The organism is Dyella sp. AD56 (assembly GCF_002878475.1).
Lineage (GTDB): Bacteria > Pseudomonadota > Gammaproteobacteria > Xanthomonadales > Rhodanobacteraceae > Dyella.
The window spans coordinates 81,635-106,276 of record NZ_NRDP01000033.1 but is presented as its reverse complement, the minus strand read 5'-3'; the positions used below and the strand labels follow the sequence as shown (position 1 = coordinate 106,276).

Sequence of the window (24,642 nt, the reverse complement as noted above, 5' to 3'; positions counted from 1 at the left end):
CAACGTTTTTGTTCGCGGGAAAGACGCGCTATCAGTTACGCAGCGGCTTGCCAGTGGTCATGGTGTGCGCGATGCGGGCCTGGGTCTTTTCCGTCTTGGCCAGCTCCACGAAGTGCTTGCGCTCCAGCTGGAGCAGCCACTCTTCATCCACCAGCGAACCGCGCTCGATCTTGCCGCCGCACAGCGTGTCCGCGATGCGCGTGGCGATGGCCACATCATGCGGCGAGGCGAAATAGCCTTCCGCGAGATTGGCGAGCGAGGCCTGGAACGTAGCGGTGCCCACATCACCAGCGACCGGGATGTTGCGAGCCATCATCGGCGGACGCCAGCCGCTTTCGGCCAGCGACAGCGCAACCTTCTTGGCCACAAACAGCAGTTCGTAGGCGTTGAATACGACCACATCGCTGTCGCGCAGTAGGCCCAACTGCTTGGCTTCCATTGCGCTGCCCGACACCTTCGCCATGGCGATCGTCTCGAACACTTTCTTCAGAGCTTCGAACGGATCTTCCGGGTTGGCCTTCGCGGCGCGGATGGCCAGCTCATGTAGACCACCACCAGCCGGCAGCAGGCCGACGCCCGCCTCGACCAGACCGATGTAGCTCTCCAGTGCGGCAACGGTGCGTGCCGAGTGCATCTGGAACTCGCAACCGCCACCCAGGGCGAGGCCACGCACGGCCGACACCACCGGCACCAGTGAATGCTTGATGCGCATGCTGGTGGCCTGGAAGTTGGCGACCATCTTCTCGAAGTCGTCGAACTTGCCAGCCTGTAGCAGGCCCAGCGCGCCCTTGAGATCAGCGCCAGCCGAGAACGGCTCGCCGGTCTGCCAGATCACCACGGCCTTGAGCTGCTGCTCGGCGACGTCGATCGCCTGCTGCACGCCATTGAGCACGTGGTCGTTGACCGTGTTCATCTTGGTCTTGAAGGAGATGATGCCCACGCCGTCGTCGCCCAGCGTCCACAGGCGCACGCCGTCGTTCTCCCACACCGTGGTGCCCTGGTCGAACTTCTCGCCCAGGATCGGATCGGGGAACAGCTGGCGCTGGTAGACCGGGTGCTGCGAACGCGGTTTGTCGGTGTTGGCGCTGGCCGAGTACGAGCCGTTCTTGCCATGCACGCCGCTGCGGCCATCGGTGACCCACGCCGGTAGCGGGGCTTTGCTCATGGCCTTGCCGGCGGCGATGTCTTCGGCGATCCAGCCGGCGACCTGCTGCCAGCCGGCGGCCTGCCAGGTCTCGAACGGGCCGAGCTTCCAGCCGTAACCCCAGCGGATGGCGAAGTCGACGTCACGCGCGGTGTCCGCGATGTCGGCCAAGTGATAGGCGCTGTAGTGGAACAGGTCACGGAACGTGGCCCACAGGAACTGTGCCTGCGGGTCATTCGACGCGCGCAGCTTGCCGAACTTCTCGGCAGGATCCTTGATGGCGAGGATGGCGGCGACTTCGTCAGACGCCTTCTGTTCGGACGGGCGGTAGTCCTGCTTGGCCACGTCGAGTACGACGATATCTTTGCCGGCCTTGCGATAGAAACCTGCGCCGGTCTTCTGGCCCAGTGCGCCCTTTTCGATGAGGGCGGAGAGCCACACCGGCGCCTTGAAGTACTCGTGCCACGGATCATCGGCCAGCGTGTCGGCCATGGTCTTGATCACGTGCGCCATGGTGTCCAGGCCGACGACGTCGGCGGTGCGGTAGGTCGCACTCTTGGGACGACCCACGGCCGGACCGGTGAGCGCATCGACGGTGTCGAAGCCCAGGCCGAACTGCTGCGTGTGGTGCATGGTGGCCAGCATCGAGAACACGCCGATGCGGTTGCCGATGAAGTTCGGCGTGTCCTTGGCGTACACCACACCCTTGCCGAGCGCCGTGGTCAGGAACGCCTCAAGGCCTTCCAGCACATTCTTGTCGGTGAGCTTGGTCGGGATCAGCTCGACCAGGTGCATGTAGCGCGGCGGGTTGAAGAAATGCACGCCGCTGAAGCGATGGCGCATTTCTTCCGGCAGTGCTTCGGCTAGGTTGTTGATCGACAGGCCCGACGTGTTGGATGCGATCACGGCGGTCGGCGACAGATGCGAAGCGATCTTCTTGTAGAGATCCAGCTTCCAGTCCATCCGTTCGGCAATCGCCTCGATCACCAGGTCCACGTCTTTGAGATGATCAAGATGTTCGTCGTAGTTGGCCGGGATGATCGTCGCGGCGACGTTCTTGTCAGCCAGCGGGGCAGGGGAAAGCTTCTGCAGATTGGCGATGGCCTTCAGCGCGATGCCGCTCTTGGGACCGTCCTTGGCGGGCAGGTCGAACAGCACGGTTTCGACGCCGGCATTGCTCAGGTGCGCGGCGATCTGCGCGCCCATGACGCCGGCGCCGAGTACCGCGGCCTTGCGGATACGTAGCGCTTTGGGGATGGATGGAGCGGTCATTGGCTTCTCCGTAGTGCGAAACGCTGGGGGTGATGGAACGTTGGGTAGTGAGACGGGCGGCCGTAGTCGCCCGAAAGGATTCGGTGGTGTGTGATCAGGGGGACTTGAGGCCCGCGGCGGCGAAGCGGATGAGGTGCTCGGCGGTCTGTTCGCGGTGACGGTGCTCGGGCACGTCGCTCTTGCGCTGGATCATGCCGAAGCCCGACATGGCATGCGTCAACGCACCGGTCACCAGGTCCACGCGCCAGTACAGCTCCTCCTTGCTCAGGTTCGGCAGCAGGCGCGCGAATTCGGCGGTGAATTGGCGCATCACGTGGCCGTAGTTGTCCGACAAGAACTTGCGCAGCGTGTCGTCATGCTCGGCGAACGCCCGGGCCAGCACACGCATGAAGAGCGAACCATTGCCATCGTGGGAGAGCTCCAGTGCAGGCACGATGAAGGCAGCCAGCACGTCCTCGATGGTGGTATCGGGCTCCCCGGTGACCTTCTGCAGGGCCGCCATGCGGCGCCCGTTGAGCTGATCCAGGCGGCGGCGGAACACCTCTTCGATCAGGCGGTCCTTGGAGCCGAAGTGGTAGTTGACGGCGGCCAGGTTGACCCCGGCGGCAGAGGTCAGCTGGCGCAGCGAGGCGCCTTCGAAGCCGTGGCGGGCGAACAATTCCTCCGCCGCGCCGAGAATGCGTTCCTTGGTGGGCATGGAAGCACTGGAGACTGGCATGGTTCGCAACCCTGGTCAGGAATCAAACGATCGTTTGAGGATACGCGGGTCGATTTACGCTCGTCAAACGGTCGTTTCAGACAGTGCCCCAAAACCAGCGCTCGGCTTGCGTATCAGGTAGAATCTGTCAAACTTTCGTGAGCTAAATCCGTATATCTAGACAGGATTTGGCGTAAGTTCGCCGGTAATACGGCCGGCCGCCCACTCAGATACCAGTTTTTCCGGAGCAGACCCACATGGCGCTGGAGCGCACCCTTTCCATCATTAAGCCCGACGCCGTTGTCAAGAACGTGATCGGTGAAATCTATGCACGCTTCGAGAAGGCAGGCCTCAAGGTCATCGCTTCGAAGATGAAGCAGCTGTCGCGCGCCGAAGCCGAAGGCTTCTACGCCGTGCACAAGGAGCGTCCGTTCTTCAACGCGCTCGTCGAGTTCATGATCTCTGGCCCGGTGATGATCCAGGTGCTGCAGGGTGATAACGCCATCCTGAAGAACCGCGACCTCATGGGCGCCACCAATCCGAAGGACGCCGCGCCGGGCACGATCCGCGCCGACTTCGCCGACTCCATCGACGCGAATGCTGTGCATGGTTCCGACGCCGCCGAAACGGCTGCCGTCGAAATCGCGTACTTCTTCGCGACGACGGAAGTTCATCCGCGCTGAGGCATGCAGTTGTGAACCAGGCAGTCATCATCAATCCGCCCGACAAGGTCAACCTGCTCGATTTCGATCGACAGGGCCTGCGGGATTTCTTCGCGCAACTCGGCGAGAAGCCGTATCGCGCCGAGCAGGTGATGAAGTGGATCTACCACCGCCTGGAAGACAACTTCGAAAACATGACCGATGTCGGCAAGACGCTTCGAGCCAAGCTCGAAGCGTCTTGCTACGTCGGTGTGCCCAAGACGATGTTCGACAAGGGCGCCGCCGACGGCACGCACAAGTGGCTGCTCGGCATGGACGGCGGCAACGCCGTTGAGGCGGTCTACATCCCCGAGCCCACCCGCGGCACGCTGTGCGTGTCTTCGCAGGTGGGTTGCGGCCTGAACTGCCAGTTCTGCTCCACTGCGACGCAGGGCTTCAACCGCAACCTTGCCACGTCCGAGATCATTGGACAGATGTGGGTGGCGGCCAAATACCTCGGCAATGTCACGCACCAGAACCGCCGCATCACCAATGTGGTGATGATGGGTATGGGCGAGCCGCTGCTAAATTTCGACAACGTCACCAAGGCTATGAGCTTGATGCGTGACGACCTGGGCTTTGGCCTGGCGTCCAAGCGCGTCACGCTGTCCACCGCCGGCTTGGTGCCGATGATCGACAAGTTGTCCGAAACCATCGATGTGTCGCTGGCCGTGTCTCTGCATGCCGCCAACGATGAGCTGCGCACAGAACTCGTGCCGCTCAACAAGCGTTATCCCATCGCCGAATTGATGGCGTCTTGCCAGCGCTGGCTGGATCGCAAGCCGCGCACGTCCATCACGTTCGAGTACACCCTGATGAAGGGTGTCAATGACCAGCCCGAGCACGCACGCCAGCTGATCAAGCTGATGCGTCGCATGCCGACGTGCAAGGTCAACCTGATTCCGTTCAATCCTTTTCCTGGCACGCGTTTCGAGCGCTCCGACGTCGAAACCATTCGCGCCTTCCAGACCCAGTTGCTCAATGCCAACGTGCTCACCATGTTGCGCCGTACCCGAGGCGACGACATCGATGCGGCATGTGGTCAGCTCAAAGGGCAGGTTTTGGACCGCACCCGTCGCCAGGCCGAGTTTCTAAAGCGTCTGGACGAAGGGGCGAGCCATGCGGCTTGATCGAATTCTGCTGAGTGCGGGTGCGGCCATGCTCATGGCTGCCTGCGTGCCCGTGTCCAATACCAATACGTCCACACCGCCTCCGGACAAGATTCCGCGCACGACCAAGGCGGAGCAGAAGCAAGAGGGTGCACGCGTCCACACTGAGCTGGCCCAGCAATACCTGGTCAACGGTGACCTGGAAGATGCACTGGTCAAGATCAACAAGGCCTTGCAGTTCGACCCCAATTACGTGCCCGCCCACACCGTTGCCGCGGTGATCTACGAGCGCATCAACGACATGCCCAATGCTGAGTTGCACTATCGCAAGGCGCAGTCGCTGGCTCCAGACAAGGGTGACACCAATAACAACCTCGGCTGGTTCCTGTGCAGCCGTGAGGGTAAGACGGCCGAGGCATTGCCGTATTTTCAGAAGGCCGTGGCCGACCCGTTCTACCAGACCCCATCGCTGGCCTGGAATAACGCTGGCATCTGTGAGCAGAAGGCACAGAACCTGCCGGGTGCCGAGGCGGATTTCCGCAAGGCGCTCGAAATCGATCCAAACAACGGCGGGGCGTTGTATCAGCTTGCCAATGTGCTTTATCTTCAGAGCGATGCGTTCCGTGCGCGCGCCTTCATCCAGCGATTCGATGCGCTGGGTCAGCCGACCGCGGCATCGCTCAAGCTTGGGCACGACATAGAATCACGGTTGGGCAACAGGGATGCTGCTCTTAACTACAGTAGGCGACTGCAAAGCCAGTTCCCGGATTCGGAACAGGCGCGCGCCCTCGACGCAACCGCACGCCAATGACCTCTCAGCAGTCAAATCCGGCCGACAGCGGCAACCGAGAAGTTCCTTTCACCCAAGCACCTGACGTCACCATGGATACCGAACCCTCTCCGCTGGAAGCGATCAAGGGCAATCTTGGCGGGCGTTTGCGCGCTGCGCGCGAGGCCCGTGGGCTTGGTGTCGAGGCGTGCGCGCATGCGCTGCGACTGCGACCCGCGTGCTCAAGCAGATCGAGAGCAACGAATACGGTGGCATCGACTACGAAGTCTACCTGGCGGGTTATCTTGTCAAGTACGCGCGCTATCTGGGTGTCGACGAGACCGAGGTGAAGGCGGAGCTTGAGCAGATCAGGCTGGCTCAGCCGTCGCTGGTTGCCACCGGCGGCATTTCGCATTCGCGCTACCTGCTCGAGAACTACGCGCGCGCCGCGACCTATGTGGTGCTGACGGCGGCCATCGTGGTGCCAACCATCTGGCTGGGCGTACGCGGCACCCTTGATCGCGACGTCAGCCACTTGGCGCCGCTGGACGCCGCCCCTGTAGCGCAGGTGGATACGCCGGCGAGCAGCGCCAGTGCGGCTGTGGCGGCTGTGGCTGCCGTGGCTGTTGCACCTGTGAAATCGCAGGATGGTACGGCTGATGTCGCCGCCGCTGCCCCTCAGCAGCAAGTGGCTCAGGAAACGCCACCCCCGCAAGATCAGCCGCTGATGGCCTCGATGACGCCATTCCCCAATCTGAGTGGCGATACGCACGCAGCATCGCAGCCCGCAGCGCCTGTGGCCTCGGATGCTGTGGGCAATGGTTCGCACAGCCTGGTGCTCAACCTGCAGAGTGCCAGCTGGGTCGAGATCACCACCAAGGATGGCGCGCGTCTTGAATACGGCTTGCTCTCCGCCGGCATCTCCAAGACCTATCACAGCGATCAGGCCATGGAAGTGCGCATTGGTAATGCCAATGGCGCGCAGGTCACACTGGATGGCCAGCCCATGCCGCTGGACAGCTACCGCCGTTCGAACGTCGCTCATTTCCGCGTAGAAATGCACGACGGCAAGGCAGCGCCTGCCGGCGCCTGAGTCGCGCGCCGGGCCTGTGCGGTCTGGCGCAATCGGTTATGCTTGCCCATTGCCCGCTCGGTGACGAGCGGGCAAGTCGGGCTGATTTCTTTTCCGCATGACGGGTGCCGCCAGAGGCCCTTGATGTGTGGCTCCCCTAGGGTGATTGCATGGCATTTGAAGCGTACGACGACTACGAACAGAGCGAACGCGTACAGCAGTGGTTGCGCCAGAACGGCCTGTCCATCGTCGTCGGCATTGCGATCGGCCTGGTCGGCATCTTCGGCTGGGGCAAGTGGAACGACCATAAGGCTGCGCATCAGGCTGATGCCGCAAACCTCTATGCGCAGATTCAGGTGGCCGCAGCCTCCGGCAAAGCAGACAACGCCGACCAGCTGACCGATCAGCTGCTCAAGGACTACACCGACTCCGCTTATGCCGTTTTCGCCGTGAGCGATCGCGCGGAACGTCAGGTCCAGGCCAAGCAACTGGATAAGGCTATCGAGTCCCTGAGCTGGGCCGAGACCCATGCCTCTGATGCGAACCTCAAGGCGCTGGCCCAGATGCGCATCGCGCGCGTCCAGCTGGCACAGGGCAAGGGCGCGGACGCGCTGGCCGCATTGGATCGCATGCCGCCGAAGGCTTACACGGGCGTCGCTCAGGAACTACGCGGCGATGTGCTGGTCAAGCTTGGGCGCCCGGACGATGCTCGCAAGGCGTACGAAGCCGCCAAGGCGGCAATGGGTGAGAACGCGCCTCAAAGCGTGCAGATGAAAATCGATGATCTGGCCGTGGCCGGGAAGCAGGGTGCATGAAAGCTGAAGTGAAGAAGCGCGGTGCGATGAAGCGCGTTTGGCTGGTGGCGCTGACCTCCCTGGTGGTCCTTGCCGGTTGCCACTCGTTCAAGAAGGAAAATGTCCAGCCGCCGACTCCGTTGGCCAAGGACTTCAAGCCGACCGTCCAGGTCAGCAAGCTGTGGACGACTAGCGTGGGTGATGGCGCTGGCGACAGCGGCGTCCGTTTGCGCCCGGCTTTCGCCGATGGTGTGCTGTATGCCTGTAGCACTGACGGCAAGCTAGCTGCCATCGACGCGACCAGCGGCAAGACGCTGTGGTCCAAGAGCTCGCGTACCAAGGGCTGGTTCGGCTGGGGCGACAAGAAGCGCGCCGATGCCTTGTACGCCGGTGGTCCGATGGTGTCCGGCGACCTGCTCGTGGTCGGCACGCTCGATGGTCACGTGTACGGCATCAACGCGAAGGACGGCAGCCCGCGCTGGGAGTCGGTCGTCAATTCCGAAGTGATTTCCTCGCCGGTCATCTCCGGCAACCTCGTGATTGCCCGCACCCAGGACGGCCGTCTGTACGGTTTCGACAGTGCCACCGGCGAACGCCACTGGGTGTATGACCAGGATAACGTGCCGCTGCTCAGCCTGCGCGGCAACGGCCCGCTGCTGGCCGCCAACGGCGTGGTGTTCTTCGGTAACGACGGCGGCAAGCTGGTGGCGTTGCGCGAGGACAACGGCGAGAAGCTCTGGGAGCAGACGCTCGCCAGCGGCGAAGGCCGCACCGAGATCGACCGCTTGGCTGACGCCGACGGCGCGATCCTGCTTTCCGGTACCACCCTGTATGGTGCCGCCTACCATGGCAATCTGGCTGCCATTGATGGCCCCAGTGGCCGTCCGCTGTGGGGTCGTCCGTTCTCCACTTTCACCGCGCTGGATGTCACCGACAACGCCATTTATGGCGTGAATGACGAATCGCAGGTCTGGGCGTTCGACAAGAGCGGCGGTGCTGACATGTGGAAGAACGACGCGCTCAAGTACCGCTGGCTTACGGGCCCGGCCGTGCTGGGTAATTACGTCGTAGTCGGCGATCTCGAGGGCTACGTGCACTTCCTGCAGACCGGTGATGGTGCACTGGCTGCACGCGAGCGCTTGTCCAAGAAGGCCATCCGCGCCCAGCCACTGGTCGTGGGTGACATTGTGTACGTCGAAGATGAGAAGGGCCGCATCGGCGCTTACCGTCTCGGCGGCCGCTGATCGAATTAAAGGTTGTCTAAATAATGCTGCCCGTCGTTGCCCTGGTCGGTCGCCCTAATGTCGGTAAATCGACCCTTTTCAATGCAATGACGCGCAGTCGTGACGCCCTGGTGGCTGATATGCCGGGCGTCACGCGAGATCGACACTATGGCGTGTGCCGCACCGGCACGCGCCCGTTTGTGGTCGTGGATACCGGTGGCCTGTCGGGCGAAGAGGAAGGCATCGATGGCCTGACCGCGGCGCAGGTTCGCCTGGCGATCGAAGAGGCCAGCGTATTGGTCTTCGTGGTCGACGCTCGCGACGGCCTGTTGCCGCAGGACCGGACCATCCTTGATGAGCTTCGTCGTAGCGGCAAGCCGATCATCGCCGGCGTCAACAAGACCGATGGCCTCGACCTGCAGAACGCCATGGCGGAGTTCGCGGTGTTCGGCATCGCCAACACGTTGCCGCTTGCCGCATCCCACAATCGCGGCACGGAAGATCTCGTCGCCTCGGCCATCAAGCTGCTGCCCGAGGAAGAGCACGAAGAAATCGATCCGGGCGAAGCGGACAGCATTCGTGTCGCCATCGTCGGCCGTCCGAATGCTGGCAAGTCGACGCTGATCAATCGCCTGCTCGGCGAGGATCGCCTGATCGTTTCCAATGTGGCCGGTACGACGCGCGATCCCATTCGTGTATCGCTTGAACGTGACGGTCGCAAGTACACCCTGATCGACACCGCCGGTGTGCGCCGCAAGGCTCGCGTGGAAGAGGCGGTGGAGAAGTTCAGTGTCATCAAGACACTCCAGTCAATGGCCGCCGCCCAGGTCGTGGTGGTGATGGTCGATGCGCGCGAGAACCTGGCTGACCAGGACCTCACGCTGATCGGCCACGCTGTCGACGAGGGCAGGGCATTGGTGATCGCCGTCAATAAGTGGGACGGCATGGACAGCTATCAGCGCGAGCAGTGCCAGCGAGCGCTGGAGCGCCGCCTGCAATTCGTCGACTGGGCCAAGACCGTATTCATCTCGGCATTGCATGGCTCTGGCCTGCGAGAGCTGATGAAGGGCGTCGTGCGTGCGCATCACGCCGCCACGAAAGAACTGGGTTCGTCCGAACTCACCAAAACACTCGAGATGGCCTACGAAGGCTATCAGCCGCCGTTGGTGCGGGGTCATGCGCCCAAGCTGCGCTTTGCGCATCCTGGCGGCAACAATCCGCCGACCATCGTCATCCACGGCAGCCGAACCAAACACATTGCGCCCGCTTATCGTCGCTATCTGGAAAATTTCTTCCGCAAGCGATTCAAGCTGGAAGGCACGCCGGTGCGTATCCTTTTCCGCGACGGTGAAAACCCCTTCGCCGGCAAGAAGAACGTGCTCACGGACAGCCAGAAGCGTAAGCGTCAGCGCATGATCCGCGAGATGAAGAAGCGCGATCGCTGAGATTGAAGTCCGGGCGGTGTACAGCTGCGAGCCAGTGTCTGGCAGCCCGCGCCTCATCCCTCGTTTCGCCGTAAGCTAGTCCAATGACGAGCCTCAATCGCGACCGTTGGCTGGAATCTCTGCGGGCCAGCATTCCCGAAATCCCCCCTGTCGATGCACTCGCCAGACAGGCGCAAGGCAGTCTGTTGATCGACGTGCGCGAGGACGGTGAGCGGGCGAGTGGCACGCCGGCGGGCGCCGTGGGGCTGTCCCGCGGATTCCTCGAGCTTCGCATCGAGCAGATCGAAGCCGATCGCCAGCATCCCATCTTGGTTCTGTGTGGTAGCGGACAGCGTTCGTTGCTGGCTGCGGAAGCTCTGCAGCGCATGGGTTACGAGCGGGTGGTGTCGGTGGCGGGCGGATACCAGCGCTGGAAAGCGGAGGGTTTGCCTATCGCGGCGGGTGCCTTGGATGGCGATGCCGCCGAGCGCTATGCAAGGCAGCTGCAGTTACCCCAGGTGGGCGAGGCAGGGCAGACGAAGCTCGCCGCAGCGCGCGTGGCACTGCTGGGTGCGGGTGGTCTCGGTGCGCCTGCCTCGCTCTATCTTGCGGCGGCCGGCGTGGGGCAGATCACCCTGATCGATGACGATCGCGTCGAGCGTTCGAACCTGCATCGACAGGTCATTCATGCTGATGCCCGTGTCGGCATGTACAAAACGGAGTCGGCGCGCATCGCGCTTTCCGCGCTTAATCCCCGTGTACGCATTGAGATTCGCAACGAGCGCCTGCAGGCGGACAACGTCGAGCGGCTCCTGGCTGATCACGATCTGGTGATTGACGGTGCAGACAATTTTCCTGCGCGCTACTTGGTAGCAGCTGCGTCACGGCGCCTGGGGCTTCCCATGGTCTATGGCGCGGTCGAGCGCTTTACGGGGCAGGTCAGCGTGTTCGATCCGCGCCGAACGGAGTCCCCCTGTTACCGCTGCCTGTTTCCGGAGCCGCCTGCAGCGGCAGATGCACCCAATTGCAGCGAGGCCGGCGTGCTTGGCGTGCTGCCAGGGATTGTGGGTTTGCTGCAGGCAACCGAGGCGCTCAAGCTGATCCTCGGCATCGGCGAGCCGCTGGTGGGGCGGTTACTCAACGTCGACGCCCTTGGCATGCGTTTCAAGGAGACGCGTTTGCCGCGCGATCCTGGCTGCCCGGGATGCGGCGACGGCGCCACATTCAATGGGTATGAGGATCTAGTGCAGCTCTGCGCCACGGCGGGTTGATCAGCGCAAGTCGTCTGCGATGAACGAGTAGATCGCGGCGTCCTGCGGTTCGCTGCGCAGTAGCAGACGGCGACGCGCGATGGCCTCGAATCGCGCGCCAGCTTTCTCCGCAACGCGCCGGCTGGCGACGTTGTCCTCGGCGATCACGATTTCCAGTCGACGCAAATCCGTTACACGCAGCGCATGGCGTGCCAATAGGCACACGGCTGCCGTGGCAATGCCTTGCTCCTGTCTGCTCTGGCGGACCCAGTAGCCCAGGTTGGCCATCCCGTACTCGGGTTGCCAGTGATTGAGCGCGATGCAGCCGATGAGTTCATCGGTCGCCCGGTCCGTAATAGCCAGCGCGCATTCGTCGCCGACGCCTTGCCACGCCAGACGCGTCTGCGCGATCCAGCGAGCGCCATCTTCCATGCTGTAGTTCGGCGTGCACCACGCTTGCCAGCGACCGATGCTGTCCATCGACTCGTGCAGGGATGCGTGCAGCGCTGGCAGATCGGTGTGGCGAAACGGGCGCAGGCGCAACGTACCTTCCTCCAGCACGGGGCCAGGTGAGGCATCGCCTTGCTCAGGCGGTAGCAGCGAGTACACCGCGGCGGGAACGGCCTCATCGCGCAGAAGGATATGGTTGGGCGAGATACCGTCGAGATGCGCCCCAATGCTCTCTGCAGTACGGCGGCTGGCCACGTTTTCTACCGCAGCCACAATCTCGATGCGGGCCAGGCCCAGCACCTCGAAACCAAACGCAGCGATGGCTCGCGCCGCGCGCTTGGCGACACCTTGACCCTGGGCTGATTCGCGGACCCAGTAACCGAGGTTGGCGCTACCCCTTGTGTGGTCGATGCGGTTGAGGCCGATATCGCCCAGTGCGCGGCCGCTCTCGTCGAAGATCCCGAAGGTATAGGCATCGCCACGTTCGCGGTTGGACTGGCACGTCGCAATCCACGTTGCGCTGTCGTCCCGGCTGTAGTTATCGCGCAGCCACGGCATCCACGGTGACACGGTGGCGTGTGATTCTCGGGCGGCTTCATACAGCGAGTCGGCGTCTTCGGGCTGCCATGGGCGTAGCCGAAGCCCTTGGGCGTCGAGTTCGATGCGGGCGGTCAAAGCGGTTGTGTCAGCCATGCGGTTTCGTTTGTGTGCGTGCGGCCGAGCCGGGATAATAGGTCTCTTTGTAGGCGGCCCCGGACCATGAGCGCACGTATCCTTGACGGCAAACGCATCGCGCAGGAGCTGATGGACCGCATCGGGCGGCGTGTCGCCGAGCGCACGGCCAAGGGGCAGGATGCGCCCGGTCTGGCCGTCGTGCTGGTCGGTGACGATGCTGCGTCGTCCGTCTACGTTCGTAATAAACGCAAAGCCTGCCATCAGGTTGGCTTCCGTTCGTTCGATTTCGATCTGCCATCCAGCACCAGGCAGGACGAGCTGTTTGCCTTGATCGATCGCCTCAACGCCGATCCGGCCGTGCATGGCATCCTGGTGCAGTCGCCGTTGCCCGACCATATCGACGAGGACGCCCTGGTCGACCGCATTGATCCGGGCAAGGATGTGGACGGCTTCCAGGCCGTCAACGTGGGCCGCCTCGCGCTGCGCCGCTTCGGCTTGCGCCCATGCACGCCGCGTGGCGTGATGACCCTGCTGGGCCATACCGACCGCCCTGTGCGCGGTCAGCATGCCGTGGTCGTCGGTGTCTCCAATCACGTGGGACGCCCGCTGGCGCTGGAACTGCTGATCGCCGGCTGTACCACCACCTGCTGCCACAAGTTCACCCGTGACCTGGAAGGCTTCGTGCGCCAGGCAGACATTGTGATCGTCGCCGTGGGCAAGCCTGGGCTGGTCAAGGGCGAGTGGGTTAAGCCGGGCGCGGTGGTGATCGACGTGGGCATCAATCGACTGGAAGACGGTCGATTGGTGGGTGATGTGGATTTTGCGCCCGCAGCCGAGCGCGCTAGCTGGATCACGCCGGTGCCGGGTGGCGTGGGCCCCATGACGGTGGCGACCCTGCTGGAAAACACGCTCGAAGCGGCCGATGCCCGCGACGCAGCGCATCGCGGCTGAGCATCAGATCCTTGTAGGAGCGCACCCGTGCGCGACCACGCGGCGGGCGGAGATATCGCGCACTGCAGCTGCGCATAAGTGCGTTTCTGCAGGGGCTCTGCAGGTTTCGTTCATGCAGAGTCTGGCAGCCCTAGGGGCTTCTGCGTATAATCTCCTCTTTGCAGCGGGACAAAACGCATGCGCATCCTCGCCGAGGCTCTCACCTACGACGACGTTTACCTCGTTCCGGCCCATTCGGCCGTTCTGCCACGTGACGTAGACACCTCCACGCGGCTCACCCGAAACCTGCGCCTGAATATCCCCATCGTGTCCGCCGCCATGGATACGGTCACCGAAGCCCGCCTCGCCATCACCATGGCCCAGCAGGGCGGCATCGGCATCATTCACAAGAACATGACCGCCGAGCAGCAGGCCGCCGAAGTGCGTCTGGTGAAGAAGTTCGAAGCGGGCGTGATTCGCAGTCCTATTTCGGTCGGCCCGAATACTTCCATCCGCGAAGTGTTGCAGCTCACCCGCGCGCACAACATCTCCGGCGTGCCGGTGGTGGATGGCGAACAGCTGATCGGCATCGTCACCAGCCGTGATCTGCGCTTCGAGCGCAAGCATGAAGACCCCGTGCGCAACGTCATGACCCGCCAGGAGAAGCTGGTGACGGTGCGTGAAGGCGCCAGTCAGGACGAAGTGCTGCAGCTGCTGCACAAGCACCGCATCGAGAAAGTGCTGGTAGTCAACGACGACTTCCAACTGCGTGGCCTGATCACGGTGAAGGACATCCAGAAAGCCCGCGACAACCCGAACGCCGCCAAGGATCGCCTCGAGCGTCTGCTGGTCGGCGCCGCGGTGGGCGTGGGCGGCGACACCGAAGCGCGTGTTGAAGCGCTGGTTGATGCCGGCGTGGACGTTCTGGTGGTCGACACGGCGCATGGTCATTCGCAGGGCGTGATCGAACGCGCCGGCTGGGTGAAGAAGCGCTACCCGCAGGTGCAAGTAATCGCTGGCAATATCGTCACCGGTGAAGCGGCGCGCGCGCTGCTCGATGCCGGCGTCGATGCGGTGAAGGTGGGCGTGGGCCCTGGCTCGATTTGCACCACGCGCGTTGTCGCTGGTGTCGGTGTGCCGCAGATCACCGCCATCGACCTCGTCGCCACTGCGCTGAAAGATGAGATCCCGTTGATCGCCGATGGCGGTATCCGTTACTCGGGCGACATTCCCAAGGCGCTCGCCGCCGGTGCATCCACCGTGATGCTGGGCTCGATGTTTGCCGGTACCGAAGAATCGCCGGGCGACGTCGAACTGTTCCAGGGCCGCCAGTACAAGAGCTACCGTGGCATGGGTTCGCTGGGCGCGATGGCGCTGGGTTCCAAGGATCGCTACTTCCAGGACGAAGCCGACGCCGACAAGCTGGTGCCCGAAGGCATTGAAGGTCGTGTGCCGTATCGCGGCTCGCTGCGCAACATCATTCACCAGCTGATCGGCGGCCTGCGCGCCTCGATGGGTTACCTCGGTGCTGCCACGGTCGACGATGTGCGCCAGAAGGCGCAGTTCGTGAAAGTGACCAGCGCCGGCGTAACCGAAGCGCACCCGCACGACATCCAGATCACCAAGGAAGCGCCGAACTACCGGCTCAATTCCTGATGGATACGCGCCGGCCTCATGGCCGGCGCATTCGTTTCAACGGAAGGCGACGCTCACACGCGTCGCTTTCGCATTCAACGATTCAAGCGCGAAGTGCAGGGCAAACCTGTCGCGCACCGGAGCCGGACCGTGACCGACATCCATAACGACAAAATCCTCATCCTCGACTTCGGCGCGCAGTACACGCAGCTGATCGCCCGCCGCGTGCGCGAGATCGGCGTCTACTGCGAAATTTGGGCGTGGGACCACGACCCTGCCGAGATCGCCGCGTTCGGCGCCAAGGGCATCATCCTGTCGGGTGGCCCGGAATCGACCACGCTGCCGGGCGCGCCTAGCGCACCGCAGGAAGTATTCGATTCAGGCCTGCCGATCCTCGGCATCTGCTACGGCATGCAGACGCTGGCTGCGCAACTGGGTGGCGCCACCGAGGCTGCCGACGCGCGTGAGTTCGGCCATGCGGAAGTGGATATCGCCTCCAGCAGCCGCCTGTTCGCCAATCTCAGCGACCACGACAGCGCGCACCGTCTGGATGTCTGGATGAGCCACGGCGATCACGTCTCCAAGGCGCCGCCGGGCTTCGTCATCACGGGCAGCACGGATCGCATTCCGGTCGCGGTCATGGAGAACGAGGATAAGCGCTGGTACGGCGTGCAGTTCCATCCGGAAGTGACCCACACCAAGCAGGGCACAGCGCTGCTTCAGCGTTTCGTCACGGAAATCTGCGGCTGCCAGACCCTGTGGACGGCCGCGCACATCATCGAAGACCAGATCGCCCGCGTGCGCGAGCAGGTCGGCAGCGATCACGTGCTGCTGGGCCTCTCCGGTGGCGTGGATTCGTCCGTGGTGGCCGCGCTGTTGCATCGGGCTATCAGTGACCAGCTGACCTGCGTGTTCGTCGACACGGGCCTCCTGCGCTGGAATGAAGGCGACCAGGTGATGGCCACCATGGCTGAGCACATGGGCGTGAAGGTGATTCGCGTCAACGCCGCCGAGCGCTATTTCAAGGCGCTGGAAGGCGAGGCTGACCCGGAAGCCAAGCGCAAGATCATCGGCCGCCTGTTCGTCGAGATCTTCGACGAGGAGTCGGCCAAGGTCACCGCTGGCGGGCACGGCCAGGTGAAGTGGCTGGCGCAGGGCACCATCTACCCGGACGTGATCGAGTCCGCCGGCAGCAAGACCGGCAAGGCGCACGTCATCAAGAGCCACCACAACGTGGGCGGCCTGCCGGAGCACATGAAGCTCAAGCTGGTCGAACCGTTGCGCGAGCTGTTCAAGGACGAGGTGCGCCGTATCGGCGTGGAACTCGGCCTGCCGCGCGCCATGGTCTACCGTCATCCGTTCCCGGGCCGGCCTGGGTGTGCGCATCCTGGGCGAGGTGAAGCCGGAGTATGCCGAGCTGCTCGCCCGTGCCGATGCCATCTTCATCGAAGAGCTGCGCGCCTGGGACCTGTACGACAAGACCAGCCAGGCCTTCGCCGTGTTCTTGCCGGTGAAGTCCGTGGGCGTGGTGGGTGACGCCCGCGCCTATGAATGGGTTATCGCGCTGCGCGCGGTGGAGACCATCGACTTCATGACGGCGCATTGGGCGCACTTGCCATACGACTTCCTTGGCAAAGTTTCTAATCGTATTATCAATGAGTTGCGCGGTGTTTCTCGTGTCGTTTATGACATCAGCGGCAAGCCGCCTGCCACTATCGAGTGGGAGTGAGTTCTCCCGCTCCATGATACGGCCCGAACATGAGGTGTGTTTTCTAACCACCTGATGTTCGGGCTTTTTTATGGGCGAACGAACCGAATCACCACGGCACGCTCATGCCCAGGTAGTTCAGGAATTTCAGACCGTGATGACCAGCGTGCGTGGCAATGACGTCGACCACGCATGGGATGCTCTCCTCAACGGACAACACGGCTTCCGGGCCACCCATATCGGTGCGTACCCAGCCCGGGGCGATCAGCAGCAACGAGCGGGGATCGCCGGCGTGGCGTGCGGCGAAGCTGCGCATCAGCGTGTTCAGGGCTGCCTTGCTGGCGCGATAGGCCTCCCATCCCCCATCGATGTTGTTGCCGACGCTGCCCAGGTCAGAGGACATCGCCACGATGCTGCCGCTGACGGCGACCAACGGGGCCAACGTCTCAATCACGCGCATCGGGCTCAGCGCGTTGGTCACCATGGTGTCCACGAAGGCGTCTGTGCTGATCTCGGCGATGGGTTTTTCTGCGTCGATCGCGACGCCTGCGTTGACGAACAGCACGTCGAGATCTCGCCCGGCAAGGCGTTGGCTCAGCGCCTGCAGTTGCGCCGGTGAATTGATGTCGAGCAGCTCGATCTCCAGCCGGCCGCCGGCGCTGGCAGCCAGCTCATGGAGCGGCCCGGGTTTTTCGTGACGAACCGTGGCGATGACTTGCCAGCCGCGTTTGAGGTATTCGTCGGCCAGGGCGAAGCCAAGTCCGCGGGAAGCGCCCACGATGAGCGCGGTTTGCTGCGTCTGATGCTTGCTCGATGTCATGGAACCGTCCGTCAGTTGGCCTCAGGAAGACCGTTCGACCAGGTCGCGCAATACGCTTTCCAGTGTTGTCGTCGCCTTGAGCGAGCCCGCCTCGCCCTGCTCGAAGTCGATCCAGCCCTCGTTGAAGCCATCGAGCATACGCATGCGGGGATCAGGGTTTTGCATGCCTTGCGTTTGGAACAGGTTTTCCCACGTATCGCGGGGTACTGGCTCGGTGCTTACGGAATGCCCGAGAGCGGCAGCGAAGCCGCTGGCGATGTCGAGCGCCGAATAACGGCGTGGCCCTTCCAGTTCGATGATCCGCGTGCCTTGCCAACGATCCTTCAGGGCTCCCGCTACGGTGCGCGCGATATCGGCAGTTGCCACCATGGGAATAGGCTGGTCGAGCGGTTGCAGAAAGCTGGGGATGAGCCCCTTACGGGCGGCGGCGACGTCCCACGCGGCGTTCTCCATGAACCAGCCGGCGCGTACGAAAGCCGTGGGTATCGCCAGTTCTCGTAGCGCAGACTCAACCATGCGCGAATTGCTCAGCAACGAAAATGCCCCCACATGGGCGCCCACCGTGGACAGAAACACCACTCTGTTCGGACGCGCAACATCCACCGCCTGGCACACGGCCGTGATGATCTTCTGGACGCAGGGGAAGCCAGGGGCTGGGTCGTAGTCGGGCGGAATCATCAGGAAGACGCCGTCAGCGCCTGCGAAGGCTGTGGCGAGTGCGTCCGGATCGTCGGCTGTGGCCAGCGCGATCTCGCAGCCGCGGTCCATCCAGCGGCCCGCCTTCGTCTCGTCGCGCAGGATCGCGCGAACGGCATAGCCCTCCGCCAGCAATTCGTTGGCTACCTGGCCGCCAACCTGGCCGGTGACACCCATCACGGCATACATGTTCGGGATCCTCAGTCTGGCGGCAATGCGCCGCGTTCGAAGACGATTCTGGATGCGCGCAACTCGTTTCGCGATAACATCAATGACAATAGATAAGTGATGAAGAGGCATCAATTATGTCTTTCGACGAGCGCATGCTTAACGGGATGAGCGTGTTCGCCGCCGTGGTGGATGGCGGTAGTTTTGCTGCCGCTGCCGAGGCGCTGGACATGTCTCCGCCTGGCGTCAGCCGCGCCATCGCCCGGTTAGAGGCTCGACTGGGCATCCGCCTTTTCGACCGCACCACGCGCTCGGTCCGCCTGACGGATGAAGGGCGGCGCTTTTACGCGCAGGTACTGCCGTTGCTGTCAGGGCTGGAAGAAGCTGCTGCCAATGCAGCACAAGGGGCTACCAGCGTGCGCGGTCGGTTGCGCGTGCACATGGACCCGCTGTTCTCACGCCTGGTGCTGGCGCCGCGGCTGGGTGAGTTCATGGCGGCCTATCCACAACTAGAGGTGGAGCTTGCGACGCGTGACCAGTTGGGTGACATCGTGGCCGATGGTTTCGATGTGGCTGTCCGTTTTGGCGAGCCACCGGATTCCAGCCTGGTGGCGCGCAAGCTGCTGGATACACGCATCCTCACCGTGGCGGCGCCGGCGTATCTGCATCGCTACGGATACCCGGCCCGGCCGCAGGAACTGGAAGCCGGCAAGCACATCTGCATCGAGTTTCGCGATCCTGCGACCGGCCGCACGTTTCCCTGGGAGTTCCATCGCAAGCGCGAACAGCTTGCCGTGAAAACCACCGGCCGGTTGACCGTCAACGACGGCGGCACCATGCATGCCGCCTGCGTGGCCGGTTATGGCATCGCGCAGGTCATGGATGTGGCCGCCGGGCCTCTGGTCGCAAACGGGCAGTTGGTCGAGCTTTTTCCCGATTGGCCGGACGAGCGCTTCCCGCTCTATGCGCTTTACCCCTCTCGCCATCATCCGTCGGCGAAGGTTCGCGCCTTTCTCGAATTCGTCATTGATATCACGGCCTCGGCACAGCCAGCATCGCGGGCGATAGAATGACCGGCCCGCTGTCTGTAGCCGTCCCGATGACCGACACCCTCTTGCCCACGCCGCCGCAGTTTTCCGCCGAAGACGAGGGCTACATGCGCCGCGCCTTGCAACTGGCTGCGCACGCGCGTGATGCCGAGAACGAGGTGCCGGTGGGTGCGGTGCTGGTGCAGGGCGACGAGATCATCGGGCTGGGTTGGAACCGCAACATCACGCTCAACGATCCCAGCGCACACGCGGAAATCATGGCGCTGCGCGCCGCAGGCGAGAAGCTGTCCAACTACCGCATGCCAGGCGCGACGCTGTACGTGACCCTGGAGCCGTGCGCGATGTGCTCGATGGCGTTGGTGCACGCGCGCATCGGGCGCGTGGTGTATGGGGCCACCGATCCCAAGACGGGCGCGGCTGGCAGCGTGTTCGATACGCTGATTTCGGACCGCCACAACCATCGCGTGGTGGTCGAGGGTGGTTTGCTGGCCGATGACGCATCGACCATGCTGCGCGAGTTTTTCCGCGCCCGGCGCTAATTGCTGCCAGGCCATTTCCCGTGCGGTGCGAACTTAGTGAGCCGCAGCGCGCCAGTAGGCTTTCAGTTGCTCCAGTTTGACGAGTGACTGCAACGCTTTTTCCGAAGCCTCATAGGCCGTGCGTTTGGTCCAGCGCCGGAAGGCCTTGAGCTTGGCTTTGGTGTTGTCACCGGTCGCCACCTCGCCGATCAACGTGCGCGCCATCATGCGGTCATGCGCCAGACCCAGGTGCCCCTGCAGGTCGGCAAGGCGCTTCAACCACTGCGTGGTGGCAGCCTTGGGGAAGGCGTGCTGGTACAACTCGATGCTGTAGCGGAGTTTCTTGGTGGCGCTGCGCAGCCTATGCAGGCGTTTCTGGCCGCCGTCCAACTTGTCGGCACGCTTCCTGAGATCGGAAAAACGCTTTTCGATAACCGTGGCGGCAACTTCGCGCACGCGTTTGTCGCTGGGTGGTTCCAGCACATGCACCCAATGACGCCAGGCGCGTATCGGCGTGGTCAGACCGTACTTTTTAAGCTGGACGAGTGCGCCCTTGTGATTTTGCTGCTGCCGCTCGCTGAGCGTCTTGCGTACGGCCTGAGTCTCGTCGAGTTCGCCGTGCTCCTTGTCCAGGAAGGTCGGCAGCGTTTCCATGGCGAGGATGTCCATGTCGCGGCATTGCCCGGTGGCTTCGCGGCAGCAGCGCAAATAGCTCAATACGTCGTGCAGGTCATCGTCGGACAGGGTAGCCACGTCTTTCAGCGTGGCGGTAACGCGGCGCAGGTTGACGCGCCAAGCGTGCAGCAACTTCGGATCGTAGGGCTCTTCCAGCAGGCGCTTGCGCGATTCGGCGGCTTTGGTCAGATAGCCATCCAGGGTTTGCCGGATGCGATCGAATTCCGAAACTGTGCCCGGGCGGTTCCTGGCGGGAGCCGGCGATGCGCGCGATGGGGTGACGCGATGCTGGAGCCTGGCATTCATGCAGTGATTCCGGACGACCGGGACGTCTACTTTGCATCAAATTGTCATAATGCGCGAGCGGCCTCCCGCCGCACGCTCATGACAGAAAGGCCAGCACCTCAGCGCAGGATTGTTCGATTTTCAGGCTGAGCAGCGGATCCGCCCGGGTCTTGCCCATGTTCACCGCGGCAATCGGCTTGCCGTCGCGTGCGGCGGCGGCCGCAAACCGGTAGCCGGAGAAGACCATCAGCGACGAACCGACCACCAGCATGGCGTCCGCGTCGTTCAGCGATGTGATGGCGGCGTCAACGCGATCACGGGGCACGTTTTCGCCGAAGAACACCACGTCGGGCTTGAGGATGCCGCCGCAGTGCGGGCAGGGCGGCACCTTGAAGGACGAGAAATCACGGCCATCCAGGTCGGCATCGCCGTCCGGTGCATCACCCGCGTCGAGCATCGCCCAGTCGGGATTGAGTTCGACCAGCGCCTGCTGAAAGGTGTCTCGTGGCAAGCGCAGAGCGCAGTTCATGCAACGCACTTCATTCAGGCGTCCGTGCAGGTCGATCACCTGGCGGTGTCCGGCTGCTTGATGGAGTCCGTCGACATTCTGGGTGAGTAGTGCGGTAACACGACCCTGCTGCTCCAGTCGTGCCAATGCATGGTGCGTCGCGTTGGGTAGGGCGCGCCCGAAGCGGCGCCAACCCACCAAGCTGCGTGCCCAGTAACGTTGGCGCGTGGCCCGCTCACCCATGAAGGCTTGATAGGTCACCGGTTGCGGTCGTTTCCAACCGCCGTTGGCATCGCGGTAGTCCGGAATGCCCGAATCTGTGCTGCAGCCCGCGCCCGTCAGTACGAACAGGCGTGGATGCGCTTCGATAAATTCGCGCAGCCGCGCCTGATCCTGTGCGATATCGCGCATGGGTTCGATCGTAGATTCAGCGATGGTCGCGTCAGGCTGCAGCACGGCCTTGTAACTCCTCGATGGCCCCAGCGATGCCGCCAGGGCCTTCCACTTGTATGACGCGCGAGGCACGGTCGACAAAGTCGGTATCGGTTTCGTGCGCCCAGGTCACGTGGTAGGGCATATAAACGCCCCAGCCGCCCATCTCAACCACCGGCGCGATATCCGAGCGCAACGAATTGCCGACCATGGCGAAGTGCGCAGGCGTGAGCTGGAACTCTTCCAGCACGTTGCGGTAAGCGCGCTCGTCCTTCTCCGAAACAATCTCGATGCGATGGAACAGGTCTGCCAGCCCACTGCTCGCGACCTTCTGCTCCTGGTGGAACAAGTCGCCCTTGGTAATAAGCACCACGCGGTGATGTTGCGCAATGGCTTCCACCGCTGCACGAATCCCCGGCAGCAGGTCCACCGGATGCGCCAGTACCTGCTTACCCAGCTCGATGATGCGATGCAGGTCGGTCGCGCTGATGCGCTGCTCGGTGATGTCGATGGCCGATTCCAGCATGGATAGGGTCATGCCCTTTGCGCCGTAACCGAACAGCTTGATGTTGCGGCGCTCGGTGGCCAGCAGCCGGTCATGCACGTGCACATCGGCCAGATCCACGTACGCGCCGATAATGCGTTCGAATTCGCCGTGCGCCGACTGGTAATAGCCCTCGCTGTGCCACAGCGTGTCGTCGCCGTCGAAACCTACCAATTCAATCACGTTGCTCATCCATCCACCGCGCCAGACCAACCAGTCAGATGGGGGCATTTTCCCAGAAAACACCGGATTTGGACGGTGCTGCCGACCTGGGGCTGGCGACCTCGGCGTTCAGGACAGGGCGCCACGGGAAGAGGGGGCTGTACGTTGTTCGGCGTGTCCACACGCTGGTGGCCTCCAGACACCATGGCCGTGATGCAGGGCCGACCAGACCGGCAGTGGCGCCGGCGGCGGCAGATCGAGCGAGTGGTAGTCAGCGTCGGCGAAGACAATGCGGCCGTCCATCACGGTGAGCGTTGCCCTGATGTGCCGGATGTCTTCATCAGCGACGTCGAAATAGTCCTGTGTGAGCACGGCGAAATCCGCCAGTTGGCCGATGTCAATCTGCCCCTTGCGGCCATCCTCACCCGAGAACCAGGTATTGGCCCGAGTGTGCAGCGCGAGCGCCGTAGCTCGATCCAGCCGTTGTTCGGGGGGATACAGCGCGACGCCACCCAGCGTGCACCCCGTGACCAGCCAGGACAGCGTCACCCAGGGATCCATGCTTGATCGCTCTGTTCCGCCGGAGCCGACACCGATACGCAGGCCAGCGTCCAGCATGTGGCGTAGTGGCGGCGTCCGTGCGGCGGCGTGGTCGCCGTGTCGCTCGATGAAGTACTCCCCCTGATAAGCCATGTTGGGTTGCACACAGATGCCTCCGCCGAGACGGACCATCCGTGCGATCTGGTGGTCGTCGATCGTTTCTGCGCCGTCGATGAACCAGGGGACTGACTGCAGCGGCAGCTTTGCATCGATGCGTTCGAGTACGTCCAGCGCCATGCCTATGGTTTCGTCATAGCTGGCGTGCATGCGCCAGGGCCAATTGCGTGCGACCAGCCGGCTTATGACGTCCTCAAGATCAGCGGCCGCCTGGGCGGGAATGGGTGATGGCGGCTGGCGGAAATGGGTGTAATCCTGGGCGGCGTGCACAAGCACGCTGCCTGCACCGTTGAAACGGAATGCATCGTCGCCGTCGCGAGGCCGATGGATGGTGGACCAGTGCAGGTAGTCGGCGATCTCCGCTCCTGGCGTTTGGGCGGCCAGGTGATAGGCGACGCGCACGCTGAGTAGATGGTGCTGCGCCAGTTCTTCCACCGTGGCGTAGTCGCCCGGATAGCGCAGCTGTGGCGAGCCGGGATCGATCACGCTGGTGATGCCGAGGCGATTCAGTTCACGCATGAACTGGCGCGTGCTGTTGATCTGGTATTCGTGAGGAAGCTCGGGCGCGTGCGCGAGCGTCTGTTGAAATACCTCCGTGGACGGTGCTGCGATGAGCAACCCGGTGGGCGCGCCGGCAGCGTCCCACTCGATATGTCCGCCGGGTGGGTCAAGGGTGCTTGCATCGTAGCCGCACGCAGCCATAGCGGCACCGTTGAGCAAGGCGCGATCCTGCAGGTGCTGGATATAGACCGGCGTGGATGGCGCGATGCGATCGAGTTCGTCCAGTGTCGGTAGCCGGCGTTCGGCGAACTGGTGTTCGCAGAAACCGCCGATCACGGACACCCATTGCGGAGCCGGCGTGCGCCGCACTTGTTCAGCCAGTACGCGCAACGCTTCGTCCAGTGTCGGGATGCCATCCCAACGCAGTTGCTGGTTGTAGCCCAGGCCTGTGGCTATCAGCGGCAGGCAGGCATCGATCAAGCCGGGGATGACGCGGCGTCTTCCCGCGTCGATGACGATGGTCGCCGGACCGGCGAGCGCGCGTATCTGGCAATTGGTACCCACCGCAGCAATCCGGTTACCGCTGACGGCCAACGCCTGCACTTCGGGCCGATGCGCGACGCCGGTATGGATCTTCGCGTTGTGGACGATAAGCGTCGGATAGACAGCCATGGGTGTCGCCTTGATGCCAAACCACCCCCGCCCTCAGGTGTA

At 63.2% G+C, this 24,642-nt stretch carries 21 protein-coding genes and 1 pseudogene; 13 read left to right on the top strand and 9 right to left on the bottom strand.

The window, feature by feature from the left end; genetic code table 11:
- Positions 1-31: 31 nt before the first annotated feature.
- Positions 32-2,416: a 3-hydroxyacyl-CoA dehydrogenase/enoyl-CoA hydratase family protein gene (locus tag DyAD56_RS20480; RefSeq protein ID WP_102304679.1), complete on the bottom strand. Its 2,385-nt coding sequence runs from the start codon at positions 2,414-2,416 to the stop codon at positions 32-34.
- A 94-nt stretch (positions 2,417-2,510) separates the two neighbouring features.
- The gene (locus DyAD56_RS20475; RefSeq protein ID WP_102304678.1) at positions 2,511-3,134 is read right to left on the bottom strand and encodes a TetR/AcrR family transcriptional regulator; all 624 of its coding nucleotides are present in this window, start codon (positions 3,132-3,134) and stop codon (positions 2,511-2,513) included.
- Positions 3,135-3,370: 236 nt separating this feature from the next.
- Between DyAD56_RS20475 and ndk the strand changes: the two genes are divergently transcribed.
- The 8 genes from ndk (at position 3,371) to moeB (ending at position 11,476) form a co-directional block, all read left to right on the top strand.
- On the top strand, positions 3,371-3,796 hold the full coding sequence (gene ndk, locus DyAD56_RS20470) for a nucleoside-diphosphate kinase (protein WP_102304677.1): 426 nt from the start codon (positions 3,371-3,373) through the stop codon (positions 3,794-3,796).
- An 11-nt stretch (positions 3,797-3,807) separates the two neighbouring features.
- Positions 3,808-4,944, top strand: coding sequence for a 23S rRNA (adenine(2503)-C(2))-methyltransferase RlmN (gene rlmN, locus DyAD56_RS20465; protein WP_199179065.1), 1,137 nt, complete (start codon positions 3,808-3,810; stop codon positions 4,942-4,944).
- On the top strand, positions 4,934-5,734 hold the full coding sequence (gene pilW / locus DyAD56_RS20460) for a type IV pilus biogenesis/stability protein PilW (RefSeq protein WP_102304676.1): 801 nt from the start codon (positions 4,934-4,936) through the stop codon (positions 5,732-5,734). Before rlmN ends, pilW begins: the two co-directional genes overlap by 11 nt.
- Positions 5,735-5,900: 166 nt before the next feature.
- Positions 5,901-6,785, top strand: a complete 885-nt coding sequence (locus tag DyAD56_RS20455) for a helix-turn-helix domain-containing protein (protein ID WP_233202776.1) — start codon at positions 5,901-5,903, stop codon at positions 6,783-6,785.
- A gap of 149 nt (positions 6,786-6,934) precedes the next feature.
- Entirely contained in the window at positions 6,935-7,579 is a 645-nt protein-coding gene (locus DyAD56_RS20450; RefSeq protein ID WP_102304675.1) for a tetratricopeptide repeat protein, read from the top strand.
- Complete coding sequence (bamB, locus tag DyAD56_RS20445) at positions 7,576-8,802, top strand: outer membrane protein assembly factor BamB (RefSeq protein WP_199179064.1); 1,227 nt, start codon at positions 7,576-7,578, stop codon at positions 8,800-8,802. Before DyAD56_RS20450 ends, bamB begins: the two co-directional genes overlap by 4 nt.
- Positions 8,803-8,825: 23 nt before the next feature.
- Positions 8,826-10,226, top strand: a complete 1,401-nt coding sequence (gene der, locus DyAD56_RS20440; RefSeq protein ID WP_102304674.1) for a ribosome biogenesis GTPase Der — start codon at positions 8,826-8,828, stop codon at positions 10,224-10,226.
- A gap of 83 nt (positions 10,227-10,309) precedes the next feature.
- Complete coding sequence (gene moeB / locus DyAD56_RS20435; protein WP_102304673.1) at positions 10,310-11,476, top strand: molybdopterin-synthase adenylyltransferase MoeB; 1,167 nt, start codon at positions 10,310-10,312, stop codon at positions 11,474-11,476.
- Here the strand turns inward: moeB and DyAD56_RS20430 are convergent, their stop codons facing one another.
- Positions 11,477-12,598 (bottom strand): GNAT family N-acetyltransferase, encoded by a 1,122-nt coding sequence (locus DyAD56_RS20430; protein ID WP_102304672.1) that lies wholly within the window; start codon positions 12,596-12,598, stop codon positions 11,477-11,479.
- A gap of 66 nt (positions 12,599-12,664) precedes the next feature.
- On the opposite strand from DyAD56_RS20430, the gene folD reads away from it, so the two are divergent.
- From folD to guaA, 3 genes and pseudogenes are all read left to right on the top strand, one after another.
- Positions 12,665-13,531, top strand: coding sequence for a bifunctional methylenetetrahydrofolate dehydrogenase/methenyltetrahydrofolate cyclohydrolase FolD (gene folD / locus DyAD56_RS20425; RefSeq protein WP_102304671.1), 867 nt, complete (start codon positions 12,665-12,667; stop codon positions 13,529-13,531).
- Between the two features lie 177 nt (positions 13,532-13,708).
- Positions 13,709-15,166, top strand: coding sequence for an IMP dehydrogenase (gene guaB, locus DyAD56_RS20420; protein WP_102304670.1), 1,458 nt, complete (start codon positions 13,709-13,711; stop codon positions 15,164-15,166).
- Positions 15,167-15,295: 129 nt separating this feature from the next.
- Positions 15,296-16,874 (top strand): annotated as a pseudogene (gene guaA / locus DyAD56_RS20415) (glutamine-hydrolyzing GMP synthase).
- Positions 16,875-16,962: 88 nt separating this feature from the next.
- Here guaA and DyAD56_RS20410 read toward each other — a convergent pair.
- Together DyAD56_RS20410 and DyAD56_RS20405 are read right to left on the bottom strand one after the other, a co-directional pair.
- Positions 16,963-17,673, bottom strand: a complete 711-nt coding sequence (locus DyAD56_RS20410; protein ID WP_102304669.1) for an SDR family NAD(P)-dependent oxidoreductase — start codon at positions 17,671-17,673, stop codon at positions 16,963-16,965.
- 21 nt (positions 17,674-17,694) lie between these two features.
- Positions 17,695-18,669 carry an NmrA family NAD(P)-binding protein gene (locus DyAD56_RS20405; protein WP_199179063.1) on the bottom strand — a complete coding sequence of 325 codons (975 nt, stop codon included), beginning with the start codon at positions 18,667-18,669 and terminating at the stop codon, positions 17,695-17,697.
- 5 nt (positions 18,670-18,674) lie between these two features.
- Here DyAD56_RS20405 and DyAD56_RS20400 point away from each other — a divergent pair, with 5 nt between their 5' ends.
- Together DyAD56_RS20400 and tadA are read left to right on the top strand one after the other, a co-directional pair.
- Entirely contained in the window at positions 18,675-19,610 is a 936-nt protein-coding gene (locus tag DyAD56_RS20400) for a LysR family transcriptional regulator (RefSeq protein WP_102304667.1), read from the top strand.
- Between the two features lie 26 nt (positions 19,611-19,636).
- Entirely contained in the window at positions 19,637-20,125 is a 489-nt protein-coding gene (tadA, locus tag DyAD56_RS20395; protein ID WP_102304780.1) for a tRNA adenosine(34) deaminase TadA, read from the top strand.
- 33 nt (positions 20,126-20,158) lie between these two features.
- On the opposite strand, the gene DyAD56_RS20390 is transcribed toward tadA, so the two are convergent.
- From DyAD56_RS20390 to DyAD56_RS20375, 4 genes are all read right to left on the bottom strand, one after another.
- A complete protein-coding gene (locus DyAD56_RS20390) occupies positions 20,159-21,085 on the bottom strand; it encodes a CHAD domain-containing protein (RefSeq protein WP_102304666.1) in 927 nt (308 codons plus the stop codon).
- Positions 21,086-21,161: 76 nt separating this feature from the next.
- Positions 21,162-21,983 (bottom strand): NAD-dependent protein deacetylase, encoded by an 822-nt coding sequence (locus tag DyAD56_RS20385; RefSeq protein WP_102304779.1) that lies wholly within the window; start codon positions 21,981-21,983, stop codon positions 21,162-21,164.
- Positions 21,984-22,014: 31 nt separating this feature from the next.
- A complete protein-coding gene (locus DyAD56_RS20380) occupies positions 22,015-22,740 on the bottom strand; it encodes an HAD family hydrolase (protein ID WP_233202775.1) in 726 nt (241 codons plus the stop codon).
- A gap of 99 nt (positions 22,741-22,839) precedes the next feature.
- Positions 22,840-24,600 carry an amidohydrolase gene (locus DyAD56_RS20375; RefSeq protein ID WP_102304664.1) on the bottom strand — a complete coding sequence of 587 codons (1,761 nt, stop codon included), beginning with the start codon at positions 24,598-24,600 and terminating at the stop codon, positions 22,840-22,842.
- Positions 24,601-24,642: the final 42 nt, after the last annotated feature.

Coding starts and splice junctions, on each gene's coding strand:
- DyAD56_RS20450 (WP_102304675.1), top strand. CDS start 6,935: ATGGCATTTGAAGCGTACGACGACTACGAACAGAGCGAACGCGTACAG.
- der (WP_102304674.1), top strand. CDS start 8,826: ATGCTGCCCGTCGTTGCCCTGGTCGGTCGCCCTAATGTCGGTAAATCG.
- DyAD56_RS20390 (WP_102304666.1), bottom strand. CDS start 21,085: ATGAATGCCAGGCTCCAGCATCGCGTCACCCCATCGCGCGCATCGCCG.
- DyAD56_RS20405 (WP_199179063.1), bottom strand. CDS start 18,669: ATGCCTCTTCATCACTTATCTATTGTCATTGATGTTATCGCGAAACGA.
- folD (WP_102304671.1), top strand. CDS start 12,665: ATGAGCGCACGTATCCTTGACGGCAAACGCATCGCGCAGGAGCTGATG.
- bamB (WP_199179064.1), top strand. CDS start 7,576: ATGAAAGCTGAAGTGAAGAAGCGCGGTGCGATGAAGCGCGTTTGGCTG.
- guaB (WP_102304670.1), top strand. CDS start 13,709: ATGCGCATCCTCGCCGAGGCTCTCACCTACGACGACGTTTACCTCGTT.
- DyAD56_RS20375 (WP_102304664.1), bottom strand. CDS start 24,600: ATGGCTGTCTATCCGACGCTTATCGTCCACAACGCGAAGATCCATACC.
- pilW (WP_102304676.1), top strand. CDS start 4,934: ATGCGGCTTGATCGAATTCTGCTGAGTGCGGGTGCGGCCATGCTCATG.
- DyAD56_RS20430 (WP_102304672.1), bottom strand. CDS start 12,598: ATGGCTGACACAACCGCTTTGACCGCCCGCATCGAACTCGACGCCCAA.
- tadA (WP_102304780.1), top strand. CDS start 19,637: ATGACCGACACCCTCTTGCCCACGCCGCCGCAGTTTTCCGCCGAAGAC.
- DyAD56_RS20475 (WP_102304678.1), bottom strand. CDS start 3,134: ATGCCAGTCTCCAGTGCTTCCATGCCCACCAAGGAACGCATTCTCGGC.
- DyAD56_RS20385 (WP_102304779.1), bottom strand. CDS start 21,983: ATGCGCGATATCGCACAGGATCAGGCGCGGCTGCGCGAATTTATCGAA.
- DyAD56_RS20400 (WP_102304667.1), top strand. CDS start 18,675: ATGTCTTTCGACGAGCGCATGCTTAACGGGATGAGCGTGTTCGCCGCC.
- DyAD56_RS20410 (WP_102304669.1), bottom strand. CDS start 17,673: ATGACATCGAGCAAGCATCAGACGCAGCAAACCGCGCTCATCGTGGGC.
- moeB (WP_102304673.1), top strand. CDS start 10,310: ATGACGAGCCTCAATCGCGACCGTTGGCTGGAATCTCTGCGGGCCAGC.
- ndk (WP_102304677.1), top strand. CDS start 3,371: ATGGCGCTGGAGCGCACCCTTTCCATCATTAAGCCCGACGCCGTTGTC.
- DyAD56_RS20380 (WP_233202775.1), bottom strand. CDS start 22,740: ATGAGCAACGTGATTGAATTGGTAGGTTTCGACGGCGACGACACGCTG.
- DyAD56_RS20480 (WP_102304679.1), bottom strand. CDS start 2,416: ATGACCGCTCCATCCATCCCCAAAGCGCTACGTATCCGCAAGGCCGCG.